The organism is Oryzihumus leptocrescens (genome assembly GCF_006716205.1).
Classification (GTDB): domain Bacteria; phylum Actinomycetota; class Actinomycetes; order Actinomycetales; family Dermatophilaceae; genus Oryzihumus; species Oryzihumus leptocrescens.
This window is the reverse complement of the sequence record NZ_VFOQ01000001.1, coordinates 3,559,914-3,575,981: the sequence shown is the minus strand read 5'-3', so window position 1 is coordinate 3,575,981 and position 16,068 is coordinate 3,559,914. Positions and strand designations below refer to the sequence as shown.

Annotated in this window: 19 protein-coding genes; 13 read left to right on the top strand and 6 right to left on the bottom strand. The window is 74.2% G+C overall.

Annotated elements, in window-relative coordinates; genetic code table 11:
- Both FB474_RS17005 and FB474_RS17000 read right to left on the bottom strand, forming a co-directional pair.
- A partial coding sequence (locus FB474_RS17005) for an alkaline phosphatase family protein (protein WP_281286355.1) occupies nucleotides 1-536 on the bottom strand: 536 nt, incomplete at its 3' end.
- The gene (locus FB474_RS17000; RefSeq protein ID WP_141789715.1) at nucleotides 533-1,795 is read right to left on the bottom strand and encodes an alkaline phosphatase family protein; all 1,263 of its coding nucleotides are present in this window, start codon (nucleotides 1,793-1,795) and stop codon (nucleotides 533-535) included. The genes FB474_RS17000 and FB474_RS17005, both read right to left, overlap by 4 nt.
- Before the next feature lie 92 nt (nucleotides 1,796-1,887).
- Between FB474_RS17000 and FB474_RS16995 the strand changes: the two genes are divergently transcribed.
- The 4 genes from FB474_RS16995 to FB474_RS16980 all read left to right on the top strand — a co-directional run bounded on the left by FB474_RS16995 (nucleotide 1,888) and on the right by FB474_RS16980 (nucleotide 4,909).
- Nucleotides 1,888-2,412, top strand: a complete 525-nt coding sequence (locus FB474_RS16995) for a 2'-5' RNA ligase family protein (protein WP_141789714.1) — start codon at nucleotides 1,888-1,890, stop codon at nucleotides 2,410-2,412.
- A gap of 104 nt (nucleotides 2,413-2,516) precedes the next feature.
- On the top strand, nucleotides 2,517-3,572 hold the full coding sequence (locus FB474_RS16990) for a maleylacetate reductase (protein ID WP_141789713.1): 1,056 nt from the start codon (nucleotides 2,517-2,519) through the stop codon (nucleotides 3,570-3,572).
- An 11-nt stretch (nucleotides 3,573-3,583) separates the two neighbouring features.
- On the top strand, nucleotides 3,584-4,399 hold the full coding sequence (locus FB474_RS16985; protein WP_221632569.1) for a maleylpyruvate isomerase family mycothiol-dependent enzyme: 816 nt from the start codon (nucleotides 3,584-3,586) through the stop codon (nucleotides 4,397-4,399).
- A gap of 9 nt (nucleotides 4,400-4,408) precedes the next feature.
- On the top strand, nucleotides 4,409-4,909 hold the full coding sequence (locus FB474_RS16980; protein WP_141789712.1) for a VOC family protein: 501 nt from the start codon (nucleotides 4,409-4,411) through the stop codon (nucleotides 4,907-4,909).
- Nucleotides 4,910-5,023: 114 nt separating this feature from the next.
- Here the strand turns inward: FB474_RS16980 and FB474_RS16975 are convergent, their stop codons facing one another.
- Entirely contained in the window at nucleotides 5,024-6,601 is a 1,578-nt protein-coding gene (locus FB474_RS16975; RefSeq protein ID WP_141789711.1) for an MFS transporter, read from the bottom strand.
- 123 nt (nucleotides 6,602-6,724) lie between these two features.
- On the opposite strand from FB474_RS16975, the gene FB474_RS16970 reads away from it, so the two are divergent.
- Together FB474_RS16970 and FB474_RS16965 are read left to right on the top strand one after the other, a co-directional pair.
- Nucleotides 6,725-7,495 (top strand): TetR/AcrR family transcriptional regulator, encoded by a 771-nt coding sequence (locus FB474_RS16970; RefSeq protein WP_141789710.1) that lies wholly within the window; start codon nucleotides 6,725-6,727, stop codon nucleotides 7,493-7,495.
- 42 nt (nucleotides 7,496-7,537) lie between these two features.
- Nucleotides 7,538-8,494: a CapA family protein gene (locus tag FB474_RS16965; RefSeq protein ID WP_141789709.1), complete on the top strand. Its 957-nt coding sequence runs from the start codon at nucleotides 7,538-7,540 to the stop codon at nucleotides 8,492-8,494.
- A 20-nt stretch (nucleotides 8,495-8,514) separates the two neighbouring features.
- On the opposite strand, the gene FB474_RS16960 is transcribed toward FB474_RS16965, so the two are convergent.
- Nucleotides 8,515-8,745, bottom strand: coding sequence for a hypothetical protein (locus FB474_RS16960; protein ID WP_141789708.1), 231 nt, complete (start codon nucleotides 8,743-8,745; stop codon nucleotides 8,515-8,517).
- 123 nt (nucleotides 8,746-8,868) lie between these two features.
- On the opposite strand from FB474_RS16960, the gene FB474_RS16955 reads away from it, so the two are divergent.
- Nucleotides 8,869-9,732: an alpha/beta fold hydrolase gene (locus FB474_RS16955; RefSeq protein WP_221632568.1), complete on the top strand. Its 864-nt coding sequence runs from the start codon at nucleotides 8,869-8,871 to the stop codon at nucleotides 9,730-9,732.
- A 10-nt stretch (nucleotides 9,733-9,742) separates the two neighbouring features.
- On the top strand, nucleotides 9,743-10,228 hold the full coding sequence (locus FB474_RS16950; protein WP_141789707.1) for a GNAT family N-acetyltransferase: 486 nt from the start codon (nucleotides 9,743-9,745) through the stop codon (nucleotides 10,226-10,228).
- A 34-nt stretch (nucleotides 10,229-10,262) separates the two neighbouring features.
- Here FB474_RS16950 and cpt read toward each other — a convergent pair whose 3' ends face one another.
- On the bottom strand, nucleotides 10,263-10,796 hold the full coding sequence (cpt, locus tag FB474_RS16945) for a chloramphenicol phosphotransferase CPT (RefSeq protein WP_185746209.1): 534 nt from the start codon (nucleotides 10,794-10,796) through the stop codon (nucleotides 10,263-10,265).
- Between the two features lie 107 nt (nucleotides 10,797-10,903).
- Between cpt and FB474_RS16940 the strand changes: the two genes are divergently transcribed.
- The 4 genes from FB474_RS16940 to FB474_RS16925 all read left to right on the top strand — a co-directional run bounded on the left by FB474_RS16940 (nucleotide 10,904) and on the right by FB474_RS16925 (nucleotide 14,216).
- Complete coding sequence (locus tag FB474_RS16940; RefSeq protein WP_221632567.1) at nucleotides 10,904-11,857, top strand: AEC family transporter; 954 nt, start codon at nucleotides 10,904-10,906, stop codon at nucleotides 11,855-11,857.
- Between the two features lie 117 nt (nucleotides 11,858-11,974).
- Complete coding sequence (locus FB474_RS16935; RefSeq protein WP_246092239.1) at nucleotides 11,975-12,370, top strand: nitroreductase family deazaflavin-dependent oxidoreductase; 396 nt, start codon at nucleotides 11,975-11,977, stop codon at nucleotides 12,368-12,370.
- A 50-nt stretch (nucleotides 12,371-12,420) separates the two neighbouring features.
- A complete protein-coding gene (locus tag FB474_RS16930) occupies nucleotides 12,421-13,263 on the top strand; it encodes an SMP-30/gluconolactonase/LRE family protein (protein ID WP_185746208.1) in 843 nt (280 codons plus the stop codon).
- Between the two features lie 56 nt (nucleotides 13,264-13,319).
- The gene (locus FB474_RS16925; protein WP_141789706.1) at nucleotides 13,320-14,216 is read left to right on the top strand and encodes a phosphotransferase family protein; all 897 of its coding nucleotides are present in this window, start codon (nucleotides 13,320-13,322) and stop codon (nucleotides 14,214-14,216) included.
- Between the two features lie 15 nt (nucleotides 14,217-14,231).
- On the opposite strand, the gene FB474_RS16920 is transcribed toward FB474_RS16925, so the two are convergent.
- The gene (locus FB474_RS16920) at nucleotides 14,232-15,557 is read right to left on the bottom strand and encodes an MFS transporter (protein WP_221632566.1); all 1,326 of its coding nucleotides are present in this window, start codon (nucleotides 15,555-15,557) and stop codon (nucleotides 14,232-14,234) included.
- On the opposite strand from FB474_RS16920, the gene FB474_RS16915 reads away from it, so the two are divergent.
- The gene (locus FB474_RS16915) at nucleotides 15,550-16,065 is read left to right on the top strand and encodes a GNAT family N-acetyltransferase (RefSeq protein ID WP_141789705.1); all 516 of its coding nucleotides are present in this window, start codon (nucleotides 15,550-15,552) and stop codon (nucleotides 16,063-16,065) included. The two genes, FB474_RS16920 and FB474_RS16915, sit on opposite strands and share 8 nt — an antisense overlap.
- Nucleotides 16,066-16,068 lie beyond the last annotated feature (3 nt).

Sequence of the window (16,068 nt, the reverse complement as noted above, 5' to 3'; positions counted from 1 at the left end):
TTCTGCGTGTCGTCGACGGCGCCCACCTGCGGGTGCCGGCACGGCGTGCCCATGTCCTCCATGTAGCCGCGCCAGGTCAACCCCTTGCCGGTGAGCTGGTCGGTCAGGTTCGGCACCGAGGTCGGGAAGACGCACCCCGAGCCGACCGCCTGCCCCGGCGCCACGGTCCCGGACCCGGAGAAGTTCGAGTAGGTCTGGCAGTCGGCCTGCATCTGGCTGTTCGGGCCCTGGCCGCTGACCTGCGCCACGTAGTTGGGCTGGCTGTTGTGCGCCGTCCCGTAGTAGCTCGAGAGCAGCACGCCCTGCGAGCGCAGCGTCTGCGACAGGTACGGCGCCGCGGACCCCGGACCCCACGTCTCGTCATACCCCTTGTTCTCGAGGTTGATGACGAACACGTGCTTGACCGGCGGCAGGTATGCCGTGCCGGCCGCGGGCTTCGGGGCGGCGGCCGAGGCGGTGGTCGCCACGGCGACGAGCGTGGTGAGGGCGGTCGCGGCGGCGGCCAGGGCGGCCGTGCGGCGTCGGGGGCGGATCATGCGGGCAGGCTCCATCCGTGCTTGGTGGCGAGGTCCTTGAGGGCGTGCCAGTCCTCGTAGTCGGCGAATCCTCCCGGAGGGCAAGGGGTCCCGGCGAAGGCAGGCACGTCGTAGCGGGGTGCGGCGAGGTTGGTGGTGGAGAAGTCCAGGACCTCGGCGAGGTTGTTGGCCGCGGCATCCCGCGGGGTGAGCGGGGCCAGGCCCCAGCGCCACTCGATCATCTTGAGCACCGAGGTGTGGTCGTAGACGCCGTGCGCCACGTGGGAGCGCCGGGCCCTGGGCGAGACGACGAGGCACGGCACGCGGAAGCCGCGCAGGCTGCCGTACTCGGGGTGGGCGTCCGGCGCCGTCGTCGGCGCCACGTGGTCGTAGAAGCCGCCCCACTCGTCGTAGTTGATGACCAGCGCGGTCCGCCCCCAGTTCGGCGAGGTCGTGACGGCCTCGTAGACCTGGTCCAGGAAGTACTGCCCGGCCCGGATGTCGGCGTGCGGGTGGTCGTCGGCGGAGGACCCGGTCGACTCGTCGAGGAACTTGGGGTCGACGAAGCTCACCGCCGGCAGCGTGCCGGCCTTCGCGTCGGCGAGGAACGCTGAGTAGGGCTGGGAGATGTCGACGTACTTGTCGCCCCACAGCGCCAGGAACGGGGTGTCGTTGTAGTAGTAGGTGCCCGTGACCCCGGCGTCCTTGAGCCGGTCCCAGATGGTCGGCATGGTCGAGATGGCCGTGGAGTTGTGGATCCGGTCGGTCTGCGCCGAGTGCTGGTAGAAGCGGTTGGGGTAGGTCTCGGCCAGGATCGCCGAGAAGTAGCCGTCGCAGACGGTCCAGTCGCGGGCGGCGCGGCCGTAGAAGGCCAGGTCGGCGTCGGTGTAGTAGCCGATGGCGAACTCGTCGTTGTCGCCCGAGCGCAGCCACCCGTCGCACCTGCCGTCGTTGTACTGCACCCGGCCGCCCTCGTAGGAGTGGTCCGGGTCGGGGTGGGCGCAGCCCTGGGTGTCGGTGAGGTGGTGGGTCTGGCGGGTCACGCCGTAGCGGTCGGTGTAGGTCAGGCCCGCCTGCTTGCCGTTGGCCCCCGGCAGCCAGCCGAGGTAGTGGTCGAAGGACCGGTTCTCCATCATCACCACGACCACGTGGTCGATGCCGGAGTCGGCGGGGGCGGGAAGGGTCGGCGTGGCTGCGGACGCGGGCAGGGCCTGCTCGAGGGCGGCGGCGCCCAGGGCGGCCCCGGTGCCGGCCAGCAGCTGTCGTCGGCTGATCTCCATGACCGGGTCAACGGCGTTGCGCGGCAGGGGTTATCGGGGGCACCGGAAGTTCACGACTCGTTCACCGCCACGGCGTCCGGCACCATGGTCCCGTGGTGCAGACGGTGGAGCTGCTGCTCGACGAGGCACTCGAGGCGCAGGTGCTCGTGCAGTGGCGGGCCCTCGCCGACGCCGGGCTGCCCAGCCAGGCGCTGCACACCGGCCCGTCGAACCGTCCGCACGTCACCCTCACCGCGCAGGCGGCCATCCCGGCCGACCGCGAGCTCGGCCTCGCCGACGTGCTCGCGGGGCTGCCGCTGGGGGTGCGGCTGGGGTCGGTCACCTGCTTCGGGCGGGACCGCTACGTGCTGGTGCGCCCGCTCGTCGCCACGGTCGAGCTGCTCCAGCTGCAGCGGCACGTCTTCGCCGTCGCCGGCAACGGCAACGGGGTGCGCGACCTCATGCGGCCCGGGCACTGGGTCCCGCACGTGACCCTGGCGCACCGGATGAGCGCCGAGCAGGTCGGCATCGCGCTCGCCGTGCTCCACGGCTCGGAGGAGACCGACGGGTATGCCGTGTCCGCCCGCCGCTGGGACAGCGAGGCCCGGCGGGAGTGGGCCCTGGTCGCGCAGGAGTGAGCCACGAGGTGGATCCGGCGCGGGGCCGGCGAGCGTAGGCTCGCTGCCGAGGACGACCCGGGGAGACCGCCACGACCGCGACCCGCCACTTCGAGTCACCCGCCCTGCCGCAGCGGGTCGTCTTCGGCGTGGGGTCCTTCGCCCGGGTCGGCGCCGAGCTGGAGGCGCTGGGCGCCCGACGGGTGCTGCTCATCGCCTCGGTCTCGGCCAAGACCCGCGCCGACGACCTCGCCCACCACCTCGGTGACCGGCTGGCCGCGCGCGTGCACGAGGTCCGCCAGCACGTGCCGCAGGCGCTCGCCGACGACACCGTGGCGCTGGCCCGCGACCAGGGCGCCGACGCGGTGGTGACGGTCGGCGGTGGGTCCGCGACCGGCCTGGGCAAGGCGGTCGCGCTGGACACGGGGCTGCCGCTGCTGGCCGTGCCCACCACCTACGCCGGGTCCGAGGCCACCCCGGTGTGGGGTGTCACGGGTGAGCACAAGCGCACCGGCCGCGACCTGCGGGCGCTGCCCCGGGTGGTGGTCTACGACCCCGAGCTGCTCGCCGCCCTCCCGGCGTCGACCACGGCCACCTCCGGGCTCAACGCGATGGCCCACTGCGTCGAGGCACTGTGGTCCCCGGACGCGACCCCGGTGACGGACCTGCTTGCCGCAGAAGCGATCCACCTGCTGGCCAGGGCGTTGCCGCGCGCGACGTGGAACCCCGGCGAGGTCGCCGACCGGGAGGACGCCCTACTCGGTGCCTGGCTCGCCGGCACGGCGTTCGCCGTGGCCGGGGGAGGCCTGCACCACACGCTGTGCCACGTCCTGGGTGGCACCTGGGGGCTCGACCACGGCGCGACGCACGCCGTGCTGCTGCCCTACGTCACGGCATACAACGCGGCCGCGGCGCCGGAGGCGGTGGCGACCGTCGCGCGCGAGCTGCGCGCCGACGACGCGGCCCGCGGGCTGTGGGACCTGGCCCGCACCCTGGCCGCACCTCCGTCCCTGGCCGTGATCGGCATGCCGGCCGGGGGACTGGACGAGGCGGCCGAGCGGGCCGTGACGGCCGTGGGGGAGCGCAACCCACGGCCGGTGGACGTCGCATCGCTGCGACGGTTGCTGGACGACGCCTTCCTCGGGCGCGCGCCCGGCGGCAGCGCACGCCCTGCTGGGTGAAGGAGGCAGACATGGGCAGCTGGAACGGCATGACCTACGAGGGCAAGGACACGCTGCTGCGCGTCGTGCGCCACGAGGCCGAGGACTTCTACGCGCTGGCGGAGCGGCCGGGGGTCTGGGAGGCGCCCACCGGCTGCGCCGAGTGGCAGGTGCGCGACCTCGTCGGCCACCTCGTGGACGTCACCGAGAACTACTTCGAGCGCTTCGACGCCGCGCGTGGCGGCCTGGAGGTGGAGCCGGCCTACGGGGTGCGCGGGATGGCCGAGCGGGCTGGTGAGCGCGGCCGCTCGTTCCGGGACGTGCCCCAGGTCGAGCTCGTCGAACGCGGGCGCACCGACTTCGACAAGATGATGGGCCTCCTCGAGGCGCTGACCCCGGAGGACTGGACCGGCCTGAACGTCTCGCACTACTACATGGGTCGGCTGCCGGCGCACTTCTACGCGGCGTTCCAGCTCATGGACTACGGCGTGCACACCTGGGACATCCGCGAGGGCAGCGGCCCCGAGCACGCGCTGTCCGGCGAGGTGGCTGACCTGCTCGTGCCGTACATGTTCGTCCTCTGGTCGGCCACTGCGGCGCCGGACCCGGAGGCGACGCCGTTCGAGATCGGCATCCGCATCACCGGCGGCGCCAACGCCGGTGACACCCGGGTGAGCGTCGGTCCGGACGGCCTGTCCTACGCGGCCGGCGACCTCGCCGACCTGACCGTGCTCGAGTTCGACGCGGGCAGCTTCGTGCTCACCGCCTTCGGCCGCTGCCACGGCGGCACCGTCCGCGGCGACCGCGAGGTGGCCGACCGCTTCCTGAACCTGTTCTTCCGGATCTGAGGAGGTCGCATGACCAGCGAGATCGACCTGGCCGCCATCGACGCCGAGCGGGAGCGGCTGCGCACGACCTACCTGCGCTCGCCGCGGGAGCGGCCGGCGTCCTCGGCGCGCGGGCTGCACCACTTCGCGGTCGTCTGCTCCGACGTGGAGGCGACCATCCGCTTCTACCAGGAGCTGCTGGAGTTCCCGCTGACCGAGATCTTCGAGAACCGGGACTACAAGGGCTCCAACCACTTCTTCTTCGACATCGGCAACAACAACCTGCTGGCGTTCTTCGACTTCCCGGGCCTGGGGGTCGGGCCGTACGCCGAGGTCCTCGGCGGGCTGCACCACATCGCCATCTCGGTCGAGCCGGAGAAGTGGGAACGGCTCAAGGGCAAGCTGCGCGAGGCCGGCGTGGACTACCAGGAGGAGAGCGGCACCTCGATCTACTTCCGCGACCCCGACGGCGCGCGGCTGGAGCTCATCGCCGACCCGCTCGGGGAGATGTACGGCACCTCGGTCCTCTGACCCGGAGGCCGCGGGTGGCCGCCCCTTTGCGCAAGAAAGAGCTGCTGGGAGGCCGGTTTCGCGGCCTCCCAGCAGCACCATCTTGCGCAAAGCCGGGTATCACGCCCGGCCGCCTCAGGCCGCCCCGACCACGCCCACCTCCCGCGCGACCTCCTCCGCAGGCCGCGCGAGCACGCTGCGCAGCAGGACCGGCGTGAGCACGGCCGCGAGCAGGAGCAGCGCGGTCCCGGTGAGGGCAGCGACGTGGAACCCGTCGACGAACGCCTGCCGTGCGGCGTCGGCGAGCTGACGGCCGGCCGCGCCCGGCAGCTGAGCGGCGGTGCCGAGCGCCCCGGCGAGGCTCTCGTGGGCCGCCCGTGCGCCCGTGGGCAGGCCCGCCAGTGCCGGCTCGACGGTCCGGCGGTAGACGGCCGCCCCGATGCTGCCCAGGACCGCGATGCCCAGCGCGCCACCGAGCTCGCTGCTCGTCTCGCTGACCGCGGCGGCGACGCCGGCCTTGGGCGCGGAGACGCTGCCGATGACGACGTCGCTGACCAGGGTCATGACGGCGACCAGGCCGGCGGCGAGCAGCCCGGCCCCCACCATCGGCAGCGCCAGCGGGGAGTCCGGCTGGACGGTGCTCATCACGGCGAACCCGGCCGCGGCGACCGCCAGGCCGCTGCCCATGACCACGGCCCGGTTGACCTTCTGCGACACGGCGCCGGCGACCGGGGCGGCGACGGCGACGCCGACGCTGGGCAGCAGGCTCCACAGTGCGGCGGTCAGCGGGGACATGTCGAGCACGAGCTGGAGGTACTGCGTGACGAACACGGCGTGACCCACCAGGGCGAACATGGTCACGGTGTTGACGCCGAGCGACCCGCTGAACCCGCGGCCCCGGAACATCGCCAGATCGAGCATCGGGTGCGCGGCCCGGCGCTGGCGCACCAGGAACGCCGCGCCGACGAGCAGGCCGGCACCGACCCAGGCCAGCTGCGCCGCGCCGAAGCCCTCGACCGCGCCGTTCTTCATGCCGTAGACCAGCGGCAGCACCGCGCCGAGCGAGAGCAGTGAGCCGAGAAGGTCGAAGCGGCCGGCGGCGGGGTTGCGGTACTCCGGCAGCAGCACCGGGGCGAGCACGAGCAGCAACGCCATGACCGGCAGGTTGACGAGGAACACCGACCCCCACCAGAAGTGCTCGAGCAGCAGGCCGGACAGCACGGGCCCGAGCGAGACGCCACCGGTCATGGCGCCGGTCCAGATCGCGATCGCGGTGGTGCGCTGCTTCGGGTCCTCGAACAGGTGCCGCACCAGGGACGCGGTCGACGGCATGAGCGTGGCCCCGCCGACGGCGAGCACGGCCCGGGCGGCGATGAGGGAGCCGGGGCCGGGGGCGTAGGCGGCGGCCAGCGAGGCCGCCCCGAAGGCAAAGGCACCCACCATGAGCAGGCGGCGCCGGCCGACCCGCTCGCCCAGTGCCCCCATCGTCAGCAAAAGGCCGGCGAGGACGAAGCCGTAGATGTCGAGGATCCACAGCTGCTGGGTCGCCGTCGCCCCGAGGTCCCGGCTGATCGCCGGCACGGCGAAGTAGAGGACCGAGACGTCCATCGAGACCAGGAGCAGGGGCAGGGCCAGCACGCCCAGCCCGACCCACTCCCGTCGTCCGGCACGCCGCGGGGCGCCCGCCCCGGGACGCAGATCCGTGCTTGTCATGACCGCCCTCCTTGACTGCGTACGGCATACACTGTGTATGGCGTAAGCAGAAGGTAGCGCACTTTTGCGTAAGGCGTAAACAGATCTAGGATCGGGCGTCGCCGTCCCGCTGGAAGGAGCCCCATGAGCACAGCCGACGAGGTCGAGGTCCCACGGGTCCTGCGGCTGCTCTGGGGGCTGGAGAAGCCGTCCCGGCGCGGTCCGAAGCCCGGCCTGAGCCTGGACGCGATCGCCGACGCGGCGGTGCGGCTGGCCGACGCCGAGGGGCTCGCCGCCGTCTCGATGAGCCGGGTCGCCGGCGAGCTGGGCTTCTCGACCATGTCGCTCTACCGCTACGTCGACTCCAAGGACGACCTGCTGCTGGTCATGGCCAACGCCGGCTACGGCCGGCCCGAGCTGCACCACGGACCGCGGGCCGCCTGGCGCACCCGCCTGGAGGAGTGGGCGCGGGCCATGCGCGCCGGCCTCCAGGCCCATCCCTGGCTGCTGGAGATCCCGGTCAGCGAGCCTCCGCTCGCACCCAACCCGCTGGCCTGGATGGAGGCCGGCCTCCAGGCGCTGTCGGCCACGCCGCTGCGCGAGCAGGAGAAGCTCTCGGCGATGCTGCTCACCGACACCTTCGTGCGCGGCCAGACCCAGCTCGCGCTGCAGGTGGACGCGGCCGCCCGACGGTCCGGGTCCACCCCGCAGGAGGCCGACGCCCGCTACGCCCGGGTGCTGGGCCAGCTGGTGACCCCCGATACCCACCCCGGCCTCGTCGGCGCGCTCAGCTCGGGCTCGCTGGAGGACGGCGGCGACGACTTCGCCGACACCGAGTTCGCCTTCGGCCTCAAGGTCGTCATGGACGGCATCGCGGGCCTGGTCGAGGCCCGCGCGCGCCGCGCCGGGACGTAGTCCCCTGCTCCGGGGTGGGCCGCCCGGCCGAGCGTGGGGGGCGTGACGGTCACCCTGGCGCTCGCCGGCGACACCATGCTCGGGCGGGGCGTCGGTGCGCACCTGGCCGACCACCGGGTGCGTGACCTGTTCGGCGACGCGCTGCTGGAGGTCGTCCGCGGCACGGACGGGGTGGTGCTCAACCTCGAGTGCTGCGTGTCCACCCGGGGCCGGCCCTGGCCGGGGCGGGTCTTCCACTTCCGGGCCCCGCCGCGGGCCGTCGAGGCGCTGACCCTGCTCGGCGTGCGGTGCGTGACCCTGGCCAACAACCATGCGCTCGACTACGGCGTCGAGGCGCTGCTCGACACGCTCGACCTGCTGCGCGCGGCGGGCATCGCGGCGGCCGGCGCCGGCCCGGACGAGGCCGAGGCACGCGCCCCGGCGCAGGTCACCGTCGGAGGCCAGCCGCTGACCGTGGTCGGGCTGACCGACCACCCGCAGGAGTACGCCGCGGCCGCGGACCGCCCGGGCGTGGCGTGGGCGGACCTGCCTGCCGGCGTGCCCGGGTGGGTGACCGGGGCGGTGGCGGCCGGACGGCATACCGGGGCGGTGCTGGTGATGCCGCACTGGGGACCGAACATGACCCGCGAGCCCCCGGCCCACGTGCGGGCCGCGGCGAGCGCCCTCGTGGCGGCGGGCGCCACCGTGGTCGCCGGGCACTCGGCGCACGTCTTCCACGGCGCGGCGGCCCCGGTGCTGTACGACCTCGGGGACTTCCTCGACGACTACGCCGTCGACCGCCGCCTGCGCAACGACCTCGGCGTCCTGTGGCTGGTCACGCTGGACGGCGGGCGGCTGGCCCGCGCCGAGGCGCTGCCGCTTCGGCTGGAGTTCGCCCGGACAGACGTCGCCACCGGAGACGACGCCCGTTGGGTGGAGCGCCGGCTGCGTCGGGCCTGTGCCGACCTCGGGTCCGAGGTCACCGGCAGCGCCGAACGCCTGGAGCTCGTCCTGCCCTGAGCCGGGTCGTCAGTCGGGCGTCACGCGCGGCGCCGGGCGCCGGTGCGGGTGCCGTGGGTGGCGACGTCCGGGCACAGCTGCTCCACCGCGACCAGGCCCGAGCGGAAGAAGTCGAGCGCCTCGTCCGGGTCGAGGACCATCTCGTCCCAGCGCGAGGTGAGCAGGTTGTCGATGTAGCGGGTGGTGGGGACGTGGATCCGGCCGTCGTCATCGAGCCGGACCCGCCGTCGCGTCGACCGGTAGGAAGCCATGTCGCACAGCCTTGCAGCGCGGCGGGCGGGTTGGCACGGGACCTCCGGCCCTGTCATGGGTGTGCCCTGCCTCACTCGGCGTGGCTCAGGCCGGTGTCGGCGCCTGGTCCAGGTTCGACGCCCGTGAGCGACTTCGTCGACGCCCTCGGCGTCCAGGTGCACCACGTGACCCGCGGGCCGGCCGCGGGTCCCGACGTGCCGACCGCCGTGCTGCTGCACGGGTTCAGCCCCGACCACCGGTTGATGACCGGCTGCTTCGAGCCGGTGTTCGAGCGCCGGCAGGAGTGGCGCCGCATCTACCTCGACCTGCCCGGCATGGGGCGCACGGTGGCCCCGGACTGGGTGCGCGGCACCGACGACGTCTTCCGCGTGGTGCAGGCGGCGGTCGCCGCCCTGGTGCCGACCGGCCCGTATGCCGTGTGCGGGGAGAGCTTCGGCGGTTACCTCGCGCGCGGGCTGGCCGCCGCCGACCCGGAGCGGGTCGAGGGGCTGGCGCTGGTGGCGCCGATGGTGGTCGCGGAGCACGCCGAGCGGGACGTGCCCGGGCACCGGGTGCTGCACCGTGACGAGGCGTTCATGGCGAGTGTCGGCGGTGGCGGCGCGGAGTTTGACGAGATCGCGGTGGTGCAGGACGCGGTGACCTGGCAGCGCACCCAGGACGAGGTCGTCACCGGACTCGACGTGGCCGACGCCGCGGCGCTGGACCGCATCCGCCGGGCCTGGACCGGGACGTTCCCGCTCGACGGGGACCGGCCGTTCGACCGGCCGGCGCTGTTCGTGACCGGGCGGCAGGACAGCTCCACCGGCTACCGCGACCTGTGGCAGGTGTTCGAGCGCTACCCGCGCGCGACCTTCGCGGTGCTCGACCGCGCCGGCCACAACGTGCAGATCGAGCAGCAGGCCGTGTTCGAGGCGATGGTGCACGAGTGGCTGGACCGGGTCGACGAGGCGCGAAAGGCAGTGCGGGACGGACGGATCGGTCGGTAGCGTCGCGACCGTGATCATCCGCGACGCCACCGACGACGACTGGCCCCGCATCTGGCCGTTCTTCCAGCAGATCGTGGCGGCGGGGGAGTCCTACGCCTTCCCGCTCGACCTCGACCTCGACACCGCCCGGCCGTGGTGGATGGAGCAGCCGCCCGGTCGGACCGTCGTCGCCGTCGAGGGCGACCGGGTGCTCGGCTCGGCCAAGATGGGCCCGAACCGGCCCGGCCGCGGCTCGCACGTGGCCACGGCGAGCTTCATGGTGGACCCGACGGCGACCGGCCGTGGGGTCGGACGTGCCCTGGGCGAGCACGCGCTGGCCTGGGCGCGGGCGGTGGGCTACCGCAGCATGCAGTTCAACGCGGTCGTCGAGACCAACACCCCGGCGGTGACGCTCTGGAAGGCGTTGGGGTTCACCGTCATCGGCACGGTGCCGGAGGCCTTCGACCACCCCCGCCACGGCCTGGTGGGGCAGCACGTGATGCACCAGGAGCTCTGACCGGGGCGGAGGGCCCGGCGTCACGGCATACCGGTCAGCGGGCGTGCGCGGCGATCAGCCGCGCGCACTCCAGGGGTGAGCTGCGCGCAGTGTCGACCTCGACGTCGTAGGTCATGCCGGCGTGCACCAGGGCCGCCTGAGACCGGGCCATGCCGGTGACCCGGTCACCGCGGGCCGCCTCGCGGGCGGCCGCGACGTCGGGGTCACAGCGCACCCCCACCCACAGGACCTCGAGACCCTCGAGCGGGCCCCGCCAGCGGGCCCGTGACTCGCTGCCGCCGAGGAACACCTCGTCCACGACGACCCGGGCCCCGGCGCGGGCCATGGCGGCCACGCCCACGATCCACGCACGCTCGGCCTCACGGAACCCCTCGCCGACCGCGACACCGCTCCCGGCGGCCAGGTCGATGCCGACGCCGCCCTCGAGCAGTGACGGCGGCAGCATGTCGACCAGGGTGTCCACCCCGAGCGTGAGCCACGGGTCGGGCAGGACGTCCTGCAGCCGCCGGGCGATGGTCGACTTCCCGCTGCTCGAGCCGCCGTTGAGCATGATCACCCGGGTCCCCATGCGGCCACCCTAGGCAGTCGTGGCCGTGGCCGACCGACTTCCTGCCAGTCGACGAACGGCCACGGCGCGGCCGGCCAACAACCGGGTGCCGTTCTGGCACAGTGGCCGTGCCCCACCCTGCTGATGCCGTCGACCGGGCCGAGGAGTCCTGCATGCTCTCGGCGTTCCTGCCCATCTGGGCGCTGACGCTGCTCGGCTACCTCGCCGGACGGTTCCGCCTGCTCGGGGGCTCCGACGCCGACCGGGTGCTGGGCAGCTTCGTGTTCCACCTGGCCATGCCGGCGGCGCTGTTCACCTCGCTGTCGCGGACTCCGCTGGCGCTGAGCGGGCGGGGGATCCTCGCCTTCGCCGTGAGCACCGTCTGCGTCATGGGTGCGGGCTTCGCCCTGAGCCGGGTGGCCTTCGGTCGCAAGGAGGGCGAGTCGACCATCGGCGGGATGGCCGCCGGCTACGTCAACTCCGCCAACCTCGGCATCCCCGTGGCGCTGCACGTGCTCGGCAACGCCTCCTTCCTGACCGGCGTGCTGCTCTTCCAGGTCCTCGTGGTGACGCCGCTGATCCTCGTGCTGCTCGACCGCGCGGCCGACCGGCGAGCGCTGCACCCGACCCGGCTGCTGACCCTGCCGTTGCGCAACCCGGTGATCATCGGCCTGGCCGCCGGCGCGCTCTGCTCGGCGTTCGGCTGGCACGCCCCCGCCGTCGTCGCCGGTCCGCTTGCCCTGCTCGGAGCGGCCGCGGTGCCGTCCGCGCTGGTGGCGCTGGGCCTGTCGCTGACGGTGCGGGGCCCGGCCCTGCACGGCGAGGGCCGACAGGTGGCGTTGCTCTCGGCGCTCAAGCTGGTCGCCCAGCCGCTGGTCGCCTGGCTGGTCGGCCTGGCCCTCGGCCTCGGCCGGGTCGAGCTGCTGGCCCTGGTGGTGTGCGCCGCGCTGCCGACGGCCCAGAACACCTACATCTTCGCCCGCGAGTACGGCCAGGGGGCGCCCGTGGCCCGCCGCACCGTCGTGGTGACCACGGCCGCGTCGATGGCCACCCTCGCGCTGGTGGGCTGGGCCCTGGGCTGACAGGGGGACACCCACGCGCGGACCCGGCGACCCGGCATACCCGCGTGGCTTCCGCCGGGGCCGTGCCGGTGCTTCGCTGGGGGCGTCGCCCTTGTGGGTCGACGCAGGGAGGGTGTCATGAGCGAGGACGCGAACCGCCGGAAGCCACCGGCCCGGCTGGTGAAGGCCACGGCCCCGTTCGCCGCGCGGCTGGCCGGCCACCGCTGGTTCCCGGTGTGGGCGGTGCTGCGCCACCGCGGCCGCCGGAGCGGACGCGACTACGCGATCCCGGTGGCGGTGCTGGTGACCGGTGACGGCTTCGTCATCTGCCTGCCCTGGGGGACGCAGACCAACTGGGTGCAGAACGTCCTGGCCGCGGGCGGGTGCGGGCTGCGCTGGAAGGGCCGCGAGCTGCGGCTCACCGACCCCCAGTTCGTCGACGCCGACGCCGCCCTCGCCGCTGCCAATCCCTTCGAGCGCCTGGTGATCCGCCGGCTCGACTTCCCCGGGTTCCTGCGGCTGCGCCGGGCCTGACGCCGGGCCCGACAGGGTGGCGGCGCGGCCCGCGTCATAGGTTCGTCGGCATGCTCGCCGTGGAGAACGTCACCGGACCGATCGCCTACCACGCGGAGGGGCCGGTGTGGTCGCCCTCCTGGGGCGGCCTGCGCTGGGTCGACATGACGCGCGGTGACCTGCTCACGCTGCGCGACCACGGCGTGTACCGGCTCCACGTCGGAGAGGTCGCGGCCTTCCACCGGCCGCGCGCCGGCGGCGGCTTCGTCGTCGCCCTCGAGCGCGGGCTGGGGCTCGCCGACAGCCCCGACGGCCCGGTCCGTGCTCTGCCCGAGGTCTGGTCCGACCCCGGCGTGCGGTTCAACGACGGCGGCTGCTCCCCGGCCGGGACGCTGTATGCCGGGACGATGGCCTACGACGCCGCGCCGGGGCGGGGGCAGCTGTTCCGCATCGGCGCCGACGGTGAGCGGAGCACGGTCCTGGATGCGGTCGGCATCTCCAACGGCATCGCGTGGTCCCCCGACGGGACGCTGGCCTACTACGTCGACAGCCTCACCGGCCGGATCGACGTCTTCGACGACGAGGACGACCAGCTCGTGGAGCGTCGCCCGTTCACCACGGTCGAGCGCGGTGGCCCGGACGGCTTGACCGTCGACGCCGAGGGTGGGGTGTGGGTCGCGCTCTGGGGCGGTTCCGCCGTCCACCGGTATGACGCGTCGGGCACCTTGAGCGCGGTCGTCGAGATCCCCGCGGCGCAGGTCAGCGCCTGCACGTTCGGCGGTGACGACCTCGGCACGCTCTTCGTCACCACCTCGCGGGAGAACCTGCCCGACGGTGAGGACCCGCAGGCGGGGTCGGTGTTCGCCGTCGAGGCTGGTGTCCGCGGCCTGCCGGTCGTGCCCTACGCCGGCTGAGGCGGCCGAGCCCCGGTCGGGCGGCCGCCGGGCCGGCCCCGTGGAAGGATCCCCGCGTGAGCGTGGGGTGCGGCGCGGCGGTGGCCTGGGCGGAGCGGGCGTGGGGACGCCGGGTCCGGGACGCGGTCCCGCTGCGCGGCGGGTGGACGTCCACGATGCTGCGCCTGGCGGCGAGCACCGGGGAGCAGGCCGTGCTGCGCGTGATGACCAGGGAGCCGTGGCGGACGCACGCCGGTGGGCTGCTCCGCCGGGAGTCCGCGGTGCAGGGGCAGCTGTCCGACACCCCGGTCCCGGCACCGGTGTCGCTGGCGGTGGACCCGGAGGGGGCCGAGGCCGGGGACCCGGCGCACCTGATGACCCGGCTGCCCGGTGCGCTGGAGCTGACCCGGGCCGACGACGGCCTCCTCGACGAGCTGGCCCGGACGTTGGCCGCCATCCACGCCCATGACCCGGCTGGCGAACGGCCGCGGGTGTTCCAGTCGTGGGCCCACCGGGCCAAGCGGGTCGTTCCTATCTGGGCGCGACGTCCGCAGCTGTGGCAGCAGGCCTTCGAGCTGCTCGAGCAGCCGCAGCCGGAGCACCGCGGGACCTTCCTGCACCGGGACTTCCACCTGGGCAACGTGCTGTGGGAGGGCGGCCGCGTGGTCGGTGTCGTGGACTGGGTCGAGACGTCCTGGGGGCCGGCCGCCCTGGACGCGGCCCACGCCGCCACCTACCTCGCGATGCTCCACGGCGAGGAGGCCGCGCAGCGGTTCGGCGCGGCATACCGGAGCAGGGGCACCGACCTCGGTGAGCCGGCGGACCAGCGTTACTGGGAGGTGATGGACCTCGTCGGCTACCTGCCCGACCCCGCCAAGGTGGCCCAGCCGTGGCGCGACCTGGGGGTCGAGGTCAGCGACGACCTGGCCCGCGCGCGGCTGGAACGGCGCCTCGCCACCGTGCTGGCGGGCTGAGGGGAGGCTGCCCCGTCAGTTCGCGGCGAGGGGGGCCTCGCGCGGGCGGTCAGGGGCGGAAGCCCCCGAGCGCCAGGGGAGCAGGACGGCACTGGCCGCGCAGCATGCGGCAGCCAGGCCCAGCGCCGGCCGGATGCCCGCCCAGGCGCCCACCACCCCGCCGAGGGCGATGAACAGCGGCTGGGCGACCTTGGACCCGATCGACCACGACGTGGTGACGCGGGCGAGGAACCCGTCCGCGACCTGCTCCATGCGGTAGGTCGCGAAGACCGGGTTGAACACGCCGGCGGCCACCAGCAGTCCGGTCTCGGCCACGAGCAGCACCGCCAGACCGGCCACACCCCGGCCGGCGAGGGGCAGCAGGACCAACCACGGGGTGCGCAGGAGACCAGCGGCGAGCAGGATGCGGCGCTGGCCGTGCCGGCGGACCAGCCGCGCGCTGACCGACGAGCCGAGGACCCCGCCGAGGCACGGCAACCCCAGGACCAGGCCGTACTGCCAGGCGGGCAGGCCGAGCTCGCGCAGCATGAGGACGGCGGTCAGCGGCCCGGCCATCATCACCGCCCCGCCGAAGAGCATCGCGTTCCAGAACAGCGCCCGCAGGCCCCGGTGGCCGAAGACGTGGGGCCAGCCCGCGGTGACCTCCCGGCCGAGCCGGCGGGTCGGGGCGGCCGGCGCCGGGTCCGGCTCGGGTCGGCGCAGGCTGCGGATCCCGGCGGCGGAGGCCAGGAAGCTGAGCCCGTCCAGCGCCAGGGTGATGGTGCTGCCGAAGAGGGCGACCAGGGCCCCACCGGCCGGTGGCCCGGCGCTGTTGGTCAGCCAGAAGACCGACTCGAACCGGCCGTTGGCCTCCGGGCGCAGCGGCGCCGGCACGAGGGCCTTGAGGTGGGCGCCGCTGGCCGCGAGGAACACCATCGCGCCCGCCGTGTTCACCACGGCCACCGCCAGGAGCTGGCCGTAGGTCAGCACGCCGGACAACGCGGCGGCCGGGACGCTGAGCGAGGCAACTGCGCGCAGGAGGTCGGCGACGACCATCACCGGCCGCTTGCGGTGGTGCTCGATGTGTCCGCCCAGGGGCAGCACCAGCACGGCGCTGGCCAGCCCCGAGACCGTCGCGAGCAAGGACACCTGCAGGGTCGTGGCGTGCAGCAGGGTGACGGCGACCAGCGGCAGGGCGCCGGCGCTGAGGGCGGACCCGGCCGAGCTGACCCCGTAGGCCAGCCACAGCCTGCTGAAGTCCGGCCCCAGGGCCCCCGCGCGCCGCACCTGCGCGACTCTAGGGGCCCGCGCACCGGTATGCCGTGTGGTCGCCGACAGCGCGTAGGGTGCGGCGGTGCCCACGCGACTGCTCACCCTCGAGGACGTCCCCGCGCTGACCGAGCTGCTGGTGCGCAACAGTGAGCACCTGGCCCGGTCCGCGCCGCTCCGCGACGGGGACTGGCTCACCGTCGAGCGGCAGCGCGAGGCCGCGGTCCAGGCGCTCGCCGAGCACGAGGCAGGACGCCGGGTGCCGATGGTGGTCCTCGACGCCGCCGGCGAGCTCGCCGGGACGCTGAACCTCAACAGCATCATCCGCGGGGCGTTCCAGTCCGCGAGCGTCGGCTACTGGATCAGCGCCGACCGCACCGGTCAGGGCCTGGCCACTGTCGCCGTGGCCGACGCGCTCGCGCTGGCCTTCGGGCCGCTGGCGCTGCACCGGGTGCAGGGCGAGACCCAGCCGGACAACCTCGCCTCCCAGCGGGTGCTGCTGCGCAACGGCTTCGTCGAGTACGGGCGGGCGCCGCAGTACCTCCACCTCGGTGGTGCCTGGCGGGACTGCGTGCTGTTCCAGCGGCTCAGCACGGACTGACCG

Bases quoted from the DNA above. Each gene is read 5' to 3' on its own strand.
- FB474_RS16960 (WP_141789708.1), bottom strand. From the start codon at position 8,745: ATGGCTTCCTACCGGTCGACGCGACGGCGGGTCCGGCTCGATGACGAC.
- cpt (WP_185746209.1), bottom strand. From the start codon at position 10,796: ATGGGGACCCGGGTGATCATGCTCAACGGCGGCTCGAGCAGCGGGAAG.
- FB474_RS16985 (WP_221632569.1), top strand. From the start codon at position 3,584: ATGGGCAGCTGGAACGGCATGACCTACGAGGGCAAGGACACGCTGCTG.
- FB474_RS16975 (WP_141789711.1), bottom strand. From the start codon at position 6,601: ATGACAAGCACGGATCTGCGTCCCGGGGCGGGCGCCCCGCGGCGTGCC.
- FB474_RS16980 (WP_141789712.1), top strand. From the start codon at position 4,409: ATGACCAGCGAGATCGACCTGGCCGCCATCGACGCCGAGCGGGAGCGG.
- FB474_RS17000 (WP_141789715.1), bottom strand. From the start codon at position 1,795: ATGGAGATCAGCCGACGACAGCTGCTGGCCGGCACCGGGGCCGCCCTG.
- FB474_RS16970 (WP_141789710.1), top strand. From the start codon at position 6,725: ATGAGCACAGCCGACGAGGTCGAGGTCCCACGGGTCCTGCGGCTGCTC.
- FB474_RS16935 (WP_246092239.1), top strand. From the start codon at position 11,975: ATGAGCGAGGACGCGAACCGCCGGAAGCCACCGGCCCGGCTGGTGAAG.
- FB474_RS16930 (WP_185746208.1), top strand. From the start codon at position 12,421: ATGCTCGCCGTGGAGAACGTCACCGGACCGATCGCCTACCACGCGGAG.